14 protein-coding genes are annotated in these 14,141 nt (G+C 58.4%); 10 read left to right on the top strand and 4 right to left on the bottom strand.

All coding sequences use genetic code 11. The features are described 5' to 3' along the window. Positions 1-90 precede the first annotated feature (90 nt). Positions 91-1,242 (top strand): lactaldehyde reductase, encoded by a 1,152-nt coding sequence (gene fucO, locus AC1UKS_RS03225; RefSeq protein WP_482435692.1) that lies wholly within the window; start codon positions 91-93, stop codon positions 1,240-1,242. On the opposite strand, the gene AC1UKS_RS03220 is transcribed toward fucO, so the two are convergent. Beyond that, entirely contained in the window at positions 1,214-2,302 is a 1,089-nt protein-coding gene (locus AC1UKS_RS03220) for a LacI family DNA-binding transcriptional regulator (protein WP_482435691.1), read from the bottom strand. The two genes, fucO and AC1UKS_RS03220, sit on opposite strands and share 29 nt — an antisense overlap. A 201-nt stretch (positions 2,303-2,503) precedes the next feature. On the opposite strand from AC1UKS_RS03220, the gene AC1UKS_RS03215 reads away from it, so the two are divergent. The 8 genes from AC1UKS_RS03215 (at position 2,504) to AC1UKS_RS03180 (ending at position 10,924) form a co-directional block, all read left to right on the top strand. Beyond that, positions 2,504-3,334 (top strand): ABC transporter substrate-binding protein, encoded by an 831-nt coding sequence (locus AC1UKS_RS03215; protein WP_265909669.1) that lies wholly within the window; start codon positions 2,504-2,506, stop codon positions 3,332-3,334. Between the two features lie 62 nt (positions 3,335-3,396). After that, a complete protein-coding gene (locus tag AC1UKS_RS03210) occupies positions 3,397-4,209 on the top strand; it encodes an amino acid ABC transporter permease (protein WP_482435690.1) in 813 nt (270 codons plus the stop codon). 1 nt (position 4,210) lies between these two features. Further along, the gene (locus tag AC1UKS_RS03205; RefSeq protein WP_482435688.1) at positions 4,211-4,984 is read left to right on the top strand and encodes an amino acid ABC transporter ATP-binding protein; all 774 of its coding nucleotides are present in this window, start codon (positions 4,211-4,213) and stop codon (positions 4,982-4,984) included. 58 nt (positions 4,985-5,042) lie between these two features. Next, a complete protein-coding gene (locus AC1UKS_RS03200; RefSeq protein WP_482435687.1) occupies positions 5,043-6,161 on the top strand; it encodes an NAD(P)/FAD-dependent oxidoreductase in 1,119 nt (372 codons plus the stop codon). A gap of 243 nt (positions 6,162-6,404) precedes the next feature. Then, entirely contained in the window at positions 6,405-6,971 is a 567-nt protein-coding gene (locus tag AC1UKS_RS03195; protein WP_482435686.1) for a sugar dehydrogenase complex small subunit, read from the top strand. Positions 6,972-6,998: 27 nt separating this feature from the next. Further along, a complete protein-coding gene (locus AC1UKS_RS03190) occupies positions 6,999-8,657 on the top strand; it encodes a GMC family oxidoreductase (RefSeq protein ID WP_482435684.1) in 1,659 nt (552 codons plus the stop codon). Then, the gene (locus AC1UKS_RS03185; RefSeq protein ID WP_482435683.1) at positions 8,654-10,057 is read left to right on the top strand and encodes a c-type cytochrome; all 1,404 of its coding nucleotides are present in this window, start codon (positions 8,654-8,656) and stop codon (positions 10,055-10,057) included. Before AC1UKS_RS03190 ends, AC1UKS_RS03185 begins: the two co-directional genes overlap by 4 nt. A 318-nt stretch (positions 10,058-10,375) precedes the next feature. Further along, on the top strand, positions 10,376-10,924 hold the full coding sequence (locus tag AC1UKS_RS03180; protein WP_482435682.1) for a hypothetical protein: 549 nt from the start codon (positions 10,376-10,378) through the stop codon (positions 10,922-10,924). A gap of 74 nt (positions 10,925-10,998) precedes the next feature. Here AC1UKS_RS03180 and AC1UKS_RS03175 read toward each other — a convergent pair whose 3' ends face one another. The 3 genes from AC1UKS_RS03175 to idnO are packed head-to-tail and all read right to left on the bottom strand — an operon-like array spanning position 10,999 to position 12,805. Next, entirely contained in the window at positions 10,999-11,472 is a 474-nt protein-coding gene (locus AC1UKS_RS03175) for a NanQ anomerase/TabA/YiaL family protein (protein WP_482435681.1), read from the bottom strand. Then, complete coding sequence (locus AC1UKS_RS03170) at positions 11,462-12,028, bottom strand: gluconokinase (protein ID WP_482435680.1); 567 nt, start codon at positions 12,026-12,028, stop codon at positions 11,462-11,464. The genes AC1UKS_RS03175 and AC1UKS_RS03170 overlap by 11 nt, the downstream gene beginning before the upstream one ends. 15 nt (positions 12,029-12,043) lie before the next feature. Beyond that, entirely contained in the window at positions 12,044-12,805 is a 762-nt protein-coding gene (gene idnO, locus AC1UKS_RS03165) for a gluconate 5-dehydrogenase (protein ID WP_482435679.1), read from the bottom strand. Between the two features lie 270 nt (positions 12,806-13,075). Here idnO and AC1UKS_RS03160 point away from each other — a divergent pair, with 270 nt between their 5' ends. Continuing rightward, positions 13,076-14,068, top strand: a complete 993-nt coding sequence (locus tag AC1UKS_RS03160; RefSeq protein ID WP_482435677.1) for a LacI family DNA-binding transcriptional regulator — start codon at positions 13,076-13,078, stop codon at positions 14,066-14,068. The last annotated feature ends 73 nt before the right edge of the window (positions 14,069-14,141 follow it).

The following is a 14,141-nucleotide window of genomic DNA, read 5'->3' as shown; positions in this document are numbered from 1 at the left end:
ATCTCCATCAATACCCCGCCGGCTATTTCCTGCGCATATTTCCCCCCGACCTCTCGAGTAATAATAAAAACCTTCAAGGCAGGAGCCGATATGCAACACAGAATGGTATTGAATGAAACAGCCTGGTTTGGTGCGGGATCGATTGCGCAAATCGTCAGTGAAGTGAACAAACGCCACTTTACTAAAGCGTTGCTGGTAACCGATAAGGCGCTGATGAAAGCCGGCGTGGTGGAGAAAGTCACCGCGCTGCTCGACCGCCACCATCTGCCCTATATGATTTATGACGAGGTGGTGCCGAACCCGACCATCGGCGTGGTGCAGCAAGGCGTCGAGCTGTTCAAAACTGCCGGCGCTGACTACCTGATCGCCATCGGCGGCGGTTCCCCGCAGGATACGGCAAAAGCCATCGGCATCATTATCAACAACCCGGAATTTGCCGACGTGCGCAGCCTTGAAGGCTTCGCCGACACCCGCAACCCGTCAGTACCAATTATTGCTGTTCCCACCACCGCCGGCACCGCCGCCGAAGTCACCATCAACTATGTCATCACCGACGAAGAGAACCGCCGCAAATTCGTCTGCATCGATCCGCACGATATTCCGGTGTTGGCGATCGTCGATGCCGAAATGATGGCCAGTATGCCACCCTCGCTGAAAGCGGCCACCGGCATTGATGCCCTGACCCATGCGATTGAAGGCTTCACCACCAAAGGCGCGTGGGAGTTAACCGATGCGCTGCACCTGAAAGCGATGCAGATTATCAGCCGCTCACTGCGCGCGTCGGTGGCCGGCGATGCCAAAGGGGTGGAAGATATGGCGCTGGGCCAGTATATCGCCGGCATGGGCTTTTCTAACGTCGGGCTGGGGCTGGTTCACGGCATGGCGCACCCGCTGGGGGCGTTTTACAACGTGCCGCACGGCGTGGCCAACGCCATTATCCTGCCGCACGTGATGGCATGGAATGCCGACTATACCGGCGAAAAATACCGTGATATTGCCCGGGCGATGAACGTCCCTAGAGTCTGCGGTTTAAGCCTGAGCGAAGTGCGGGTGGCCGCGGTCGACGCGGTGAAACAGCTGTCCGCCGACGTCGGCATCCCCGCCAGGCTGCGCGATGTTGGCATGAAAGAAGAAGACATTGCCGCGCTGGCGCAGGCGGCACTGGACGATGTCTGCACCGGCGGCAACCCGCGCGACGCCACGCTGGCCGATATTACCGAGCTGTATCGCCAGCTGTACTGACCGGACCAACCGAACCCCGGCGGATAAAACGGGGAGTGAAACTGGGCTGGGCGCCGGCATCATCGCCACGGATTTGTGAAATCACGCGGCGGGCCGCTTCCCGGCCCATCTCATACACCGGCTGCTCAATCACCGACAGCGGCGGTGAAACGATTTCCGTCCACGGGAAATTGTCATACATCACAAACGACAAATCCTGCGGGATCCGCAGCCCGCGCAGGGCGAATTCACGCATCAGCGACTGGGCAATCAGGCTGTCTGAGGCGACAATCGCCGACGGCGGCGGGCCATCCTCAAACAGTTCTGCGACAATCTTGCCGATCGCCGCATCATCAATCGCATCGGTTTTAATCATCTCCGGCAGGAAGGTCACGCCCGCCTGCACAAACGCCTGTTCCATGCCCGTCACACGCTGCGCCACCGGGGTCAGCCCCAGATCCTCCGGCTGCTGATAGCCGCCCTCGCACTGCATGCTGGTGACATAGGCAATCCGCCGGTGACCCAGCTCCAGCAGCTGCTGGGTGGCTTCCTGCGCCGCAGGCGTAAAGTCCACGCCGATCACCTCCACATCCAGATCGTAAACGCCCCGATCGAACAGGGTCAGCGCACAGCCATCCGCCAGAATCTGCGCCAGATGCGGGTTGTGTCCGGCCGCCGAGCTACAGGGCGCCACGATAATGCCGTCCACGCGCTTATCCAGCATCACCCGCACCGCTTCCTGTTCAATGTCGACCTGCTCATCGCTGTTGCTGAGGATCACATGGTATCCTGCCTGGCGCGCCACGTCGGAGATGCCGCGCAGCGCCAGGCCAAAGTGCGGATTTTCGATATCGCCGACAATCACCCCCAGCGTGTTCGAGCGTCCGGTGTTCATGCTGCGCGCCAGCTCGTTGGGCCGATAGCCTAAGCGACCGGCGGCATCGGTCACGCGGGTGGCCACTTCTTCACTCACTGCGCCATAGCCTCCCAACGCGCGGGCGGCCTGCGCTTTCGACACGTTGGCTTCGCGGGCCACATCGGCGACGGTCGGGGCTTTGGCCCGTGCTGCTGTTCTGGTCATAATAATTTCGAATCACACCTTGAGTGAATGAAGATTGACGGCTTTTACCGGCTGTGTCTACTATCACTATAGCTGACTTGAGACCGGTCTCACAACCACCCTGTCGTCTTTCAGCCACCTGCATTGAGACCGGTCTCATACTAAAATACCGATCCGCTCTCAATAGTCGTTGATGTTATCCACAACAAAAACGGACTGACTATGAAATCGCATAAGCCCCTGATCGCTCTGGCCGCTTCCCTTCTTGCTGCGGTCTCTTTATTCACCAGCGCTGCTTCGGCGGCCAGTAATGACAATCCCTATGGTTTGATTGAGCCCGGCCACCTGCGCGTCGCCAGCCTTGGCGATGCCAAACCCTATACCTTCACCGATGCCAACGGCCAGTTCACCGGCTTCGACGTCGAGTTCTTTACCGACGTGGCGCACCGCATCGGCATCAACAACGTGGACTTTATCGGCCAGGACTTTGCCGGGATTTTGCCGGCGGTGGCCAATGGTCAGTACGACGCCGGCGTGGCGGCGATTGGCATCACCAAAGCGCGCGAGCAGACGGTGGACTTTTCCTCCGGCTATCTGGCGGGTTACCTGACGGTGCTGACCAACAAAACCTCTGGGGTGAAGAACGTCGATACGCTGGCCAAACACCGGCTGGCGGTGATCCAGGGCACCCTGCAGGAATCTTATGCGGTCGATCACTTTAAACAGACCGACCTGGTGCGCTTCCCGGACAACAACGCGGCGATCTCGGCGATGAACAACGGCACGGTGGATGCGGTGTTCCTTGATTATGAGTCGGCCAAAACCTACGCCGACCGTTATGACCTGATCCATGCCGCAGACATTCCGTCGTTTGACGCGCCGGCCGGTTTTGCCATCGCCAAAAACAAGATGGCGTTCAAAACCGCGCTGGATAAAGCGATTAAATCGGCGATGGAAGATGGTACCTGGAAACGCCTGTACCAGAAGTGGTTCCCCGGCTCACCGATGCCGAAACAGTATCTCCCTGCCGCTGACCAGACCAGCCAGTCCTGAAAACGCGCCCCTCTACCCGGCGGCGTGACCTTCGCGCCGCCTAAAGAAAGTGAGTCCTTGCTATGGATATTTTCGAGATCCTGAGGAAAACGTTTTTCGACTTTCCGTCGATGTTACAGGTTCTGCCGCAGCTGCTCGGCACCGGGCTGATCAACACGCTGATCATCTCACTCTGCGCCACCGTGCTGGGCACCTCCATCGGCCTGCTGCTGGCGCTGATGGGCATATCGCCCTCCCGCTGGCTGCGCATTCCTGCCCGCCTCTATACCGACCTGTTCCGCGGTTTGCCGGCGATCCTCACCATCCTGCTGATCGGCCAGGGCTTCGCCCGCTTCAGCTATCAGATTTTTGGCCCCAGCCCCTATCCGCTGGGGATTTTCGCCCTGAGCCTGATTGCCAGCGCCTATATGGGCGAGATTTTCCGCGCGGGGATCCAAAGCGTGGAACGCGGCCAGCTGGAGGCCTGCCGCGCGCTGGGCATGAGCTACGCCCGCGCCATGGCCCTGATCATCATTCCGCAGGGCATCCGTCGCGTGTTACCGGCGGTGGTGAATCAGTTTATTGCCATCATCAAAGACTCTTCGCTGGTGTATCTGCTTGGGCTGATGGTCAACGAACGCGAGCTGTTCCGCGTCGGCCAGGATGCGGCAGTGCTGACCGGCAACCTGTCACCGCTGATGCTGGCCGGGCTGTTCTACCTGATGATCACCGTGCCGATGACCCATCTGGTGAACTATGTCGATGCCCGTTACCGCACCGGACGCCGCAAAGCCACCGCGCCACAAAGCGGGCTGAAAGAAGTGGACGAAGTGCAGCAACGCAACGCGCTTGCCACCCATCCTGCGTCGCAGCTGACGCCCGACAGAGGACAATAAGATGCTGATTCAGACTTCCCCCTCAGCGCCGATCGACGAGCGCGCGTTTCACGGCGCCAGCCTCGAGCTGCGCGATCTGACGCTGGCCTACGGTGAGATTGAGGTGCTGCGCAAGGTGTCGATCAGCGTCGCACCGGGCACCACCACCTGCATTATTGGCCCGTCCGGCTCGGGAAAATCGACCCTGCTGCGCGGCATCAACCGGCTGCACGAGCCGAAATCCGGCGATGTGTTGCTGGCTGGCCGTTCAGTGTTGAAAGAGAACCCCGACGCGCTGCGGCTGCGCATTGGCATGGTGTTCCAGCACTTCAATCTGTTCCCGGACCACAGCGCCTTGCAGAACGTCGCGCTGGCCCCGTGGAAAATCAAAGGATTGCCAAAGAAGCAGGCCTTTAAGCTGGCGGCCGATCGGCTGAATGAAGTGGGCCTGACCACCCGTGCCGACCACCGCCCGCGCGATCTGTCCGGCGGCCAGCAGCAGCGCGTGGCGATTGCCCGGGCGCTGGCGATGGATCCGCAGGTGATGCTGTTTGATGAGGCGACCTCTGCCCTCGATCCAGAGCTGGTGAAAGGGGTGCTGACGCTGATGGCCGACCTGTGCACGCGCGGCATGACCATGGTGGTGGTGACCCATGAAATGGGCTTTGCCCGCAAGGTTGCCGACCAGGTGGTGTTTATGGATGAAGGTGAAATCGTCGAAAGCGGCACGCCGGAGCAGATCTTTGACCGGCCGCAATCGGCCCGTTTGCGCCAGTTTCTTTCGGAAGTGCTGTAACGCCCCTGTTGGCCGTTGACCGCCTCTTACTCTGTCTGACTGATAAGGAATTTGTTATATGGCTGTAACCGCTTCTAGCAAGACCGTTGCCGTGATTGGCGGCGGCATTATCGGTGTTTCCATCGCCACCCATTTGCAGCGCTTTGGCGCACAGGTCACGCTGATTACCGAGGCTGAGCCCGCCTCCGGCGCGTCCGGCCGCTCTCTGGCCTGGCTGAATTCTGCGGGTGAGCGCTCGCTTGCCTACCATAATCTGCGCATGGCCGGGATCGACCGTTATCGCACGCTGTTTTCCCGGCAGCCCGACGTCGACTGGCTGCGTTTCGACGGCGGCCTGTGCTGGAGTAAAAACGATGAGGCCGGCAGCCTGGCGCGTCATGCCTATGAAGCCGCCCACGGCTATGCCTCGGTGCTGGTTAGGCCCGACACCGTTGACCGCTTTACGCCGAATATCGCCACCGGGGCTATGGCCGCCACCGCCATCTTCAATCCCGGAGAGGGCTGGGTCAGCCTGCCGCCGCTGATTAGCCAGCTGCTGGCCGAGTTCAAGGCCGCGGGCGGCAAGCTGGTTGAGCAGGCCGGGAAAGCCACGGTGCAAACCGACAGCGCAGGACGCGCCACCGGCGTTTCCACCCATGCGGCCGGTGAGTTTGCAGCCGAAGTGGTGGTGGTGGCCTGCGGACCCTATACCCCTGATGTGGTGAAGCCGCTGGGCGTGACCATTCCCAACGGTTCGCCCGTGTCGATGCTGGTGACCAGCGAACCGGTCGATCACGGTCTGAAAGCCGTGCTGAATACGCCAAGATCGGCGGTGCGGCCCAATCCGGGCAGTACGTTAGTGATGGATCATGACTGGTATGAAGCGCAGTTTACCCAGGATGCCGCAGGCAACTATCAGATCCCGCAGGCGGTGGTCACCGAGCTGATGGCGGAGACCACGAAGCTGCTGGCCGGGCATCCGCCGCTGCAAGCCGCCGGCTGGAAGGCTGGTCTGAAGCCAATTCCGGGCGATGGCGATCCGGTGCTGGGTGAACTGGAAAAAGTGCCGGGCTGCTATGTCGCCTTCACCCATTCAGGCGCCACGCTGGGGCTGATTGTTGGCGAGCTGCTGGCCGGGGAAATTGTCAGTGGGGAGAAACATCCGATGCTGGCGGCATTCCGCGCAGAGCGGTTTTAAGGGTCAGGCGTAACCGGATAGCGAGGTTGCGCCTTCGTCAATTACGCCTGATGAGACGAGAGAACGGGGGGCGATTCTCGTCTGGCGATCGGGTGTTAATATTTAAACAAAATTATCATTTAGAGCTGAAATCGTCACACTTCGATAAATTCCTGCAATATCCCATTAACAAAACAGGGGCATCCCAGTAAGATTTGCGACTTAAGTCTCATTTCTCGCTCACTTTCGTTTTCCAGGGATACCATGCACCAGCCAAAAACCGATCGTTCTAGGGTTCCGCTCAAAAATGGAACCGGTTCCAATCGTCGTGAGTTCCTGCGCGCTGCCGTCAATCTGACCTTATCGGCGGCGCTGTTCGTCGGGCCGGGCCGGGCGTTTTCGGCAGGCCTGGTCAGCGCCAGCGATCCGGTTAAAAACTTTATTACCGTCTCGCAGGCCATCACCGAGCATAAGCAGATCGACAGTGGCCTGGCCGCGCGTTTCTACGACGCCTTTGCCCGCCGCGACAGGCAGTTTACCGCCAGGGTCACCCGCCTGGCGCAGTTGCTGACCGCCGGCGACAGCGCGCAACAGCTGATGGACAAAGCCACTCAGGCCGGACTGAAAGACTTCCTCTATCAGATCGTTACCGCCTGGTACACCGGCACCGTCGGCAGCGACTATCACGGCACGCTGGTCGCCTATAAGCAGGCGCTGATGTATGCCCCGGTCAGCGATGGCCTGGTGGTGCCAACCTACTGCGGCAATGGCCCGATCTGGTGGACCGCACCCGTCCCGGATGAAAACGACGGTTTGATCGCCAGTCTGTAATTCAACACATTAAAAAATAAGATAAAAATGAACAAACAACCCGTTTTTACTGCGCAAGGCGATGCCAGTGCGGATATTGTGATCGTGGGCTCAGGTGTTGTCGGTGGCATGATTGCCAATGAATTGGTCAGCCAGGGGTACTCCGTGCTGGTGCTGGAAGCCGGCCTGCGCATTGAGCGTTCTCAGGCGGTCGAGAACTGGCGCAATATGCCGTTCGCCAACCGTGCCGGATCGGATTTCCAGGGACTGTACCCGCAGTCGAAATTCGCGCCTGCCCCGCTCTACTTCCCACCGAATAACTACGTTAACGTGACCGGCCCGAACGCCTCCAGTTTTCAGCAGGGTTACCTGCGTACCGTCGGTGGCACCACCTGGCACTGGGCGGCGTCCTGCTGGCGTCACGATCCCAGCGACTTTGTCATGCAGTCGAAATACGGCGTCGGGCGTGACTGGCCAATCTCTTATGACGAACTAGAGCCGTGGTACTGCAAAGCCGAAAACGAAATTGGCGTGGCGGGCCCGCACGATCCGGCCCGACAGTCACCTTCCCAGCGCAGCCAGCCTTATCCAATGGATATGGTGCCGTTTGCCCATGGCGACAGCTATTTCGCCAGCGTGGTCAACCCGCACGGCTACAACCTGGTGCCGATCCCGCAGGGCCGCAGTACCCGCCCGTGGGAAGGTCGCCCGACCTGCTGCGGTAACAATAACTGCCAGCCAATCTGCCCGATTGGCGCGATGTATAACGGCATCCACCATATCGAACGTGCCGAGCGCGCGGGTGCGGTGGTACTGGCGGAAGCGGTGGTTTACAAAATGGACACCGACAATAACAACCGCATCACCGCCGTCCACTGGAAAGACAGTTCTGGCGCATCACATAAAGCCACCGGAAAGGCCTTCGCGCTGGCCTGTAACGGTATCGAAACGCCACGCCTGCTGCTGATGGCGGCCAACGACGCCAACCCAACCGGCATCGCTAACAGCTCTGATATGGTCGGCCGCAATATGATGGACCACTCCGGTTTCCACTGCTCGTTCCTGACCAAAGAACCGGTCTGGCTGGGTCGTGGCCCGGCGCAGAGTAGCTGTATGGTCGGCTATCGCGATGGCGAGTTTCGCCGCGACTACTCCGCCAACAAAGTGATCCTCAATAACATCTCGCGCGTGGTTGCTGCCACCACCCAGGCGCTGGCAAAAGGCCTGGTCGGCAAGGCGCTGGACCAAGAGATCCGCTATCGCGCCGTGCACAGCGTCGATCTGTCGATCAGCCTTGAGCCGCTGCCGGATCCGGAAAATCGCCTGACGCTGAGCAAAACCCGCCTGGATCCGCACGGCCTGCCCTGCCCGGATATTTACTACGACGTCGGTGATTACGTGCGTAAAGGCGCGGAAGCGTCCCACGCGCAACTGGAGCATATCGGCCAGCTGTTTGATGCCAAAGAGTTCAACATCAGCAAAGGGCTGAACGCCAACAATCATATTATGGGCGGCGTGATCATGGGCAAAGATGCCAAAGACGCGGTGGTGGATGGCAACTGTCGCGCCTTCGATCATGAGAATCTGTGGCTGCCGGGCGGCGGAGCGATTCCTTCAGCCAGCGTGGTGAACAGTACGCTGACCATGGCCGCACTGGCATTGAAAGCGGCACAGGATATGGCGATGCGCATGAAGGGGCGGGTATGAAAAAACTGACGTTGCTTTCCCTGCTGCTGGCCCTGAGCGGTGCTGGCGTAAGCCTTGCCGCTTCTGCTGAAGATCTGGATGTTAACCTGCTGCATAAAGGCCAGCAGGTTGCCTCCGCGTCGGACTGTCAGGCGTGCCACACCGCACCCGGCAGCAAAACCGCCTTTTCCGGCGGCTATGCCATCGCCTCGCCGATGGGGGTGATTTACTCCACCAACATCACGCCAGCCGAAAACGGCATTGGTCATTATACCGAAGCGGAATTCTCCGCTGCGGTGCGTGATGGCGTGCGGGCTGACGGCGCCCAGCTCTATCCGGCGATGCCCTATACCTCCTACAGCCAGATGACCGACCAGGATCTGCACGCGCTTTATTACTACTTCGAGCACGGCGTGAAGCCGGTCGATCAAACGAATCAGCAGACTAACCTGCCGTTCCCGTTCAGCCTGCGCTTCAGCATGAAGTTCTGGAACCTGATGTTTGCTAACACCAAACGTTTTGAGCCGGACAGCAGCAAAAGCGCCGAGTGGAACCGCGGCAACTATTTGGTCAACAGCCTGGCGCACTGCAATACCTGCCATACGCCGCGCGGTGTGCTGATGCAGGAAGACAGTGCGAAACCGCTCGCCGGCGGCCCGCTGGGCAGCTGGTATGCGCCAAACATCACTTCCGACAAGGTCAGCGGCATTGGCGGCTGGAGCGACCAGGAGCTGATGCAGTACCTGAAAACCGGGCGCGCTGAAGGGAAAAACCAGGCGGCAGGCGGCATGGCGGAAGCGGTTGAAAACAGCCTGCAGTATCTGCCGGACAGCGATCTGAAGGCCATTGCGGTGTACCTGAAAAGCACCCCGGCGATCCGTGACGAGGGCGACACTCAGGCTGCCTTCTCTTACGGCAAGCCGATGGATGTGGAAAACAGCATTCGTGGCCGCAACCCGAATAATGCCAACCACTCGCTCACTACCGGTGCCGCCTTGTTTAGCGGGAACTGCGCCAGCTGCCACCAGCCGGATGGTGCAGGCAGCAAGAATCAGGCCTATCCGTCGCTGTTCCACAACACCGCCACCGGGCTGCGCGATCCGAATAACCTGATCTCGGCGATCCTGTTTGGTGTGCAGCGCAAAACTGCCGATGGCGACGTGCTAATGCCGGGCTTCAGCTCGCCGTCCTATGTCGACAAGCTGAACGATCAGCAGGTGGCGGATATCACCAACTTTGTCCGTCAGCACTACGGCAATCCAGAAGGTACGGTCACCGCGGGCGATGTTGCCTGGGTGCGCAAGGGCGGCCATCCACCGCTGCTGGCCGAAGTGCAGCCGTGGATCGTCCCTGGCAGCATTGCGGTCATTGTGATTGTGCTGATTATTGTGCTGCTGTGGCGTCGGGCACGACGCAAATAAACGTGAGGCTGGGGTTAATTTCATTAACCCCAGCTATTTTACTGTTGGCAATGAGCTAACAATTCAGAATTAATTCGAACACCATCTTATTTATTTCGCTGACGCTAATTAACCTCTCCCTCTGCCTGAATGCTATTTCCGTTATCGCACGCAAATTTCCGCACTTCCCTGTTGGATGTCAAAACACAAAGCCTTAGCATCATCCTTGCCCGTATACGGAATAAACAAGGAGATGTTTATGGCAATACCCGTCTATTTGCGTTTAAAGGATGATGGCGGTTCAGCGATCAGGGGGGGTGTTGTTCTGGAAGGTCAGCCATGAAAAGAGCTCTTCTGACGTTACTCTTATGTTCAGTCTTTGCCAGTGCAGAGATGAGCCCTGCCGAGGTAAAGCATCAGATTGAGGAGCATGGGGTTAACGCTTTTCAGGCTCAAGTCAGCGAATCCGACTGGCATAGCATTATTGCCACTAAAGTTGCTGAAGGCGATGCGGAATGGATAGCCATACTGCCCTGGTTCAGAGCGTTATCTAATAACGAAAAAACCGCTGATCTGGTTGAAGCGGCCCAGCGAGGGTTAATCCGTCATCCTCAGGCTATGCTGGAGGCCCTGAACTCAATCGATAAGATGACGCCAAGGGGAAAGGTCGAACATCTTGATACGGATAATATCTGTTTTGGCAGCATTCCTGATATATCCAAACACTCCTATCTCCTGTTCTATGCCGCAACGAAGCATGCGTTGGATGAGGCTAATAACCTGGCCGCGAAGTGTTCGTGGGTGCTTGACTTTGTCCATGATGAGCTTATGGCTGAAGACAGAAATGGCACAAAGAACTGGGGGACACGCTCCGTTCCTGGCTACTAACCCCGCCCTAAAAAGCGCCTGAGATCTTCCAATTTCAGGCGCTTTCTAAACAAGATCCACAAGCCGGATCGGGATTAATCCACCAGCAGCGCGCTGTCGATTTTCACCACGATCTTACGCAGCGGAGAGGGAACGCCGAAGGTGCACATTGGGCGATGCAGCTCCAGCGGGAAGATCACCGCCAGCGCGCCGGGTTGCAGGTGGATCAGCGTTTCGCTGTCGATCCGGTGGCAGAAGCCCAGATCCTTCTGCTCTTCAAAAGGAGCAACCAGATCCAGATCCAGCCCGATCGGGCCTGCGCCGATGATCTCTTCCCCGGCCAGCACCAGATGGATATCGATATACTGACGGTGGAACTCCGGCTGCTGCGCGTTGAAATCGCGCGTTTCGCTTTCCATCACCGAGTAGAAGATCGCCTCGCCCTGAATGGCGTATTTTCCCACCGCCTGCGTCTGCGGATTGTTCGCCTGGATGGCCTGCAGGGTATTACGGATCACCGCGGGATAAAGCGGATTTTTTGCTGCCTGTTCGAGGGTATCAATGATCATAACGTTGTTCGGTCTCCGGTTGTAAGGATGCCATGGCGGGCGCCGCAGGCGTTGGCTGCAACAGGCTGACACAGCGGGTGACAATGGTGCTCAGCGCTGGCGAGATATCCACGGGGATCACATCGCTCTCCTCTGCGCCGGGCGCTTCCAGCGCGGCGAACTGGCTTTTGAGCAAGGCTTCCGGCATAAAGTGCCCTTTGCGCCGTTTCATGCGATCCAGCACGCAGTCGTAATCGCCGTTCAGCCAGATAAAATGCACGTTCTGATTGCCTTCACGCAGCCGGTCACGGTAGCTTTTTTTCAGCGCTGAACAGACCAGCACACCGGACTCATTCTTCTGCTCAAGGCTGAAAATCACGTCTGAAAGTCGCCCTAACCACGGCAACCGATCGTCGTCGTTCAACGCCTGGCCGGACGCCATCTTGGTGATGTTCTGCCGCGGATGCAGATCGTCCCCGTCGATAAATTTCGCCTGTAAGGCGTTTGCCAGCGCGGTCCCCACCGAGGATTTCCCGGTGCCGGAGACGCCCATCACAATAATGCATTGACCTGCCATTTCGGATCCTCCCGGTTAGACCGCTGCCAGCATGCCGCCATCAACAAACAGCAGATGCCCATTCACAAAGTCAGACGCTTTTGAAGACAGGAATACCGCCGCGCCGACCAACTCTTCGGGATTGCCCCAACGGGCAGCCGGGGTGCGCTTGCACAGCCAGTCGGTAAATTCCTGATTGTCCACCAGCGCTTTGGTCATCGGCGTCTCGAAATAGCCCGGCGCAATGCCGTTGACCTGAATGTTATAGCGGGCCAGCTCCACGCACATGCCGCGCGTCAGCATTTTCACCGCGCCTTTCGCTGCGGCGTAGGGGGTGATGGTGTCGCGCCCCAGTTCGCTCTGCATCGAACAGATGTTGACGATTTTGCCCGCGTTGCGGGTGATCATGCGCTTCGCCACGGTCTGGGACACCAGGAACACCCCGGTCTGGTTGGTGGCAATAATGTCATTCCACTCATCCAGCGGGAACTCGGTAAACGGGTGACGGCGCTGGATGCCGGCATTATTAAACAGCACGTCGATTGGCCCGATGGTGGACTCAATCTTTTCAATCCCCGCTTCAACCCCTTGCGGGTCCGCGACGTTGAAGACCGCAGTGTGGGCGGTAAAGCCTTCGTCGCGCAGCTTCATCGCCGCATTCTCTGCGCGCTCTTCTGAGGTGCCGTTAATGATGATTTCCGCACCGTGCTGCGCCAGGCCGCGCGCCATAATAAAACCGATGCCCTGCGCTGCACCGGTCACTAAAATTCGTTTTTTCTCTAAGCTGAATAAATTCATCTGTTCCTGCTCCATTGCATCAGGCAGTGAGTGGCTCGCGCGAGGTGAGTCTGTATGGGCCTTATCACACGGCTTTTAGCCCTTTTAAACTGTGATGCAGATCACCTATAGCGCTGTTACGAAACCAGGATACCGTTGCTGTGATCGCGACGGGCTTTTTCCCGCTACGCGCGTTGTAAGACCAGGATTAACCGCACTTTAATCCAATTTCCTTTAAGGGTCGCAGCAGGCATAATGCAGGCATTGAAGGGCTGTCGGCTGATAACAACGATGAAAATGCAACGGATCACGTTACATGATATTGCCACTCTGGCGGGTGTAACAAAAATGACGGTCAGCCGCTATCTCCGCACGCCGGAAAAAGTTAAACCTGACACCGCCGAACGGATTGCCAGCGTGATTGCCGAGGTGGGCTATGAGCCGGACCCGGATAATCACGCCATTGCCAGCAACGCCCTTCCCCGCATCGGCGTGCTGATCCCCTCCTTTAATAACCAGATTTTCTCCGACCTGCTGGCCGGCGTGGAGTCGGTGACCACCGCGCAGGGCTATCAGACGCTGGTGGTGAATTACGACTACGACAGCCAGCGTGAGGAAGAGCAGATCGCCACCGTGCTGGCCTTCAATGTTAAGGCAATCTTACTGACCGAATCGGTCCACACCGTGCGCGCCGAGAAGTATCTGAAAGCGGCGGGCATTCCGGTGGCGGAAGTGATGGGATTGACCACCACCAAAGGCCGCGTCAACGTCGGATTCAATAACGTCCAGGCCGGGTTTGATATGGCCAGCATGCTGATTGGCAGCGGCAAAAAGCGCATCATCTATTTCGGTTCGATGTCCGATATCCGCGATGAACAGCGCTACGCCGGCTACTGCAAAGCGCTGGAAGACGCGGGCCTGCCAACCGGACGCATCGCGCCGAAAAAGGTTTCGTCGGTCTCTGCCGGGGCCGGAATGATGACCATGGCGCGTCAGATGTATCCTGATATGGACGGCATCCTCTGCACCAACGATGACCTCGCGGTAGGCGTGTTGCAGGAGTGCCTGGCGGCCGGGATTGCCGTGCCCCAGGAGATGGCGATTGCCGGTTTCCACGGGCTGGAGATCGGTCAGGTAACAACCCCGAAACTGGCCAGCGTGATCACCCCGCGCTTCGAGATGGGCAAAACCGCCACCGAGATTTTGATTAAGAAGATCAACAACCTTCCCACCATCGAGCGGGTGGATTTGCACTATCGCCTGTCGATGGGCTCGACCATCTGACGCCGAAAACCCGCCGATAAGCACCTTCGCGATCACGTAGTCGGTAACACAGATTTCTAACACGATTCAGTGT

Source organism: Erwinia sp. AK-PDG3-5, from assembly GCF_056821705.1.
Note: the sequence above shows the minus strand (reverse complement) of the source record. Positions and strands in the feature narration are given on the sequence as shown.

What these genes read in the sequence shown, in the direction of transcription:
- fucO (WP_482435692.1), top strand. Translation starts at nt 91, where the DNA reads ATGCAACACAGAATGGTATTGAATGAAACAGCCTGGTTTGGTGCGGGA.
- AC1UKS_RS03220 (WP_482435691.1), bottom strand. Translation starts at nt 2,302, where the DNA reads ATGACCAGAACAGCAGCACGGGCCAAAGCCCCGACCGTCGCCGATGTG.
- AC1UKS_RS03215 (WP_265909669.1), top strand. Translation starts at nt 2,504, where the DNA reads ATGAAATCGCATAAGCCCCTGATCGCTCTGGCCGCTTCCCTTCTTGCT.
- AC1UKS_RS03210 (WP_482435690.1), top strand. Translation starts at nt 3,397, where the DNA reads ATGGATATTTTCGAGATCCTGAGGAAAACGTTTTTCGACTTTCCGTCG.
- AC1UKS_RS03205 (WP_482435688.1), top strand. Translation starts at nt 4,211, where the DNA reads ATGCTGATTCAGACTTCCCCCTCAGCGCCGATCGACGAGCGCGCGTTT.
- AC1UKS_RS03200 (WP_482435687.1), top strand. Translation starts at nt 5,043, where the DNA reads ATGGCTGTAACCGCTTCTAGCAAGACCGTTGCCGTGATTGGCGGCGGC.
- AC1UKS_RS03195 (WP_482435686.1), top strand. Translation starts at nt 6,405, where the DNA reads ATGCACCAGCCAAAAACCGATCGTTCTAGGGTTCCGCTCAAAAATGGA.
- AC1UKS_RS03190 (WP_482435684.1), top strand. Translation starts at nt 6,999, where the DNA reads ATGAACAAACAACCCGTTTTTACTGCGCAAGGCGATGCCAGTGCGGAT.
- AC1UKS_RS03185 (WP_482435683.1), top strand. Translation starts at nt 8,654, where the DNA reads ATGAAAAAACTGACGTTGCTTTCCCTGCTGCTGGCCCTGAGCGGTGCT.
- AC1UKS_RS03180 (WP_482435682.1), top strand. Translation starts at nt 10,376, where the DNA reads ATGAAAAGAGCTCTTCTGACGTTACTCTTATGTTCAGTCTTTGCCAGT.
- AC1UKS_RS03175 (WP_482435681.1), bottom strand. Translation starts at nt 11,472, where the DNA reads ATGATCATTGATACCCTCGAACAGGCAGCAAAAAATCCGCTTTATCCC.
- AC1UKS_RS03170 (WP_482435680.1), bottom strand. Translation starts at nt 12,028, where the DNA reads ATGGCAGGTCAATGCATTATTGTGATGGGCGTCTCCGGCACCGGGAAA.
- idnO (WP_482435679.1), bottom strand. Translation starts at nt 12,805, where the DNA reads ATGAATTTATTCAGCTTAGAGAAAAAACGAATTTTAGTGACCGGTGCA.
- AC1UKS_RS03160 (WP_482435677.1), top strand. Translation starts at nt 13,076, where the DNA reads ATGAAAATGCAACGGATCACGTTACATGATATTGCCACTCTGGCGGGT.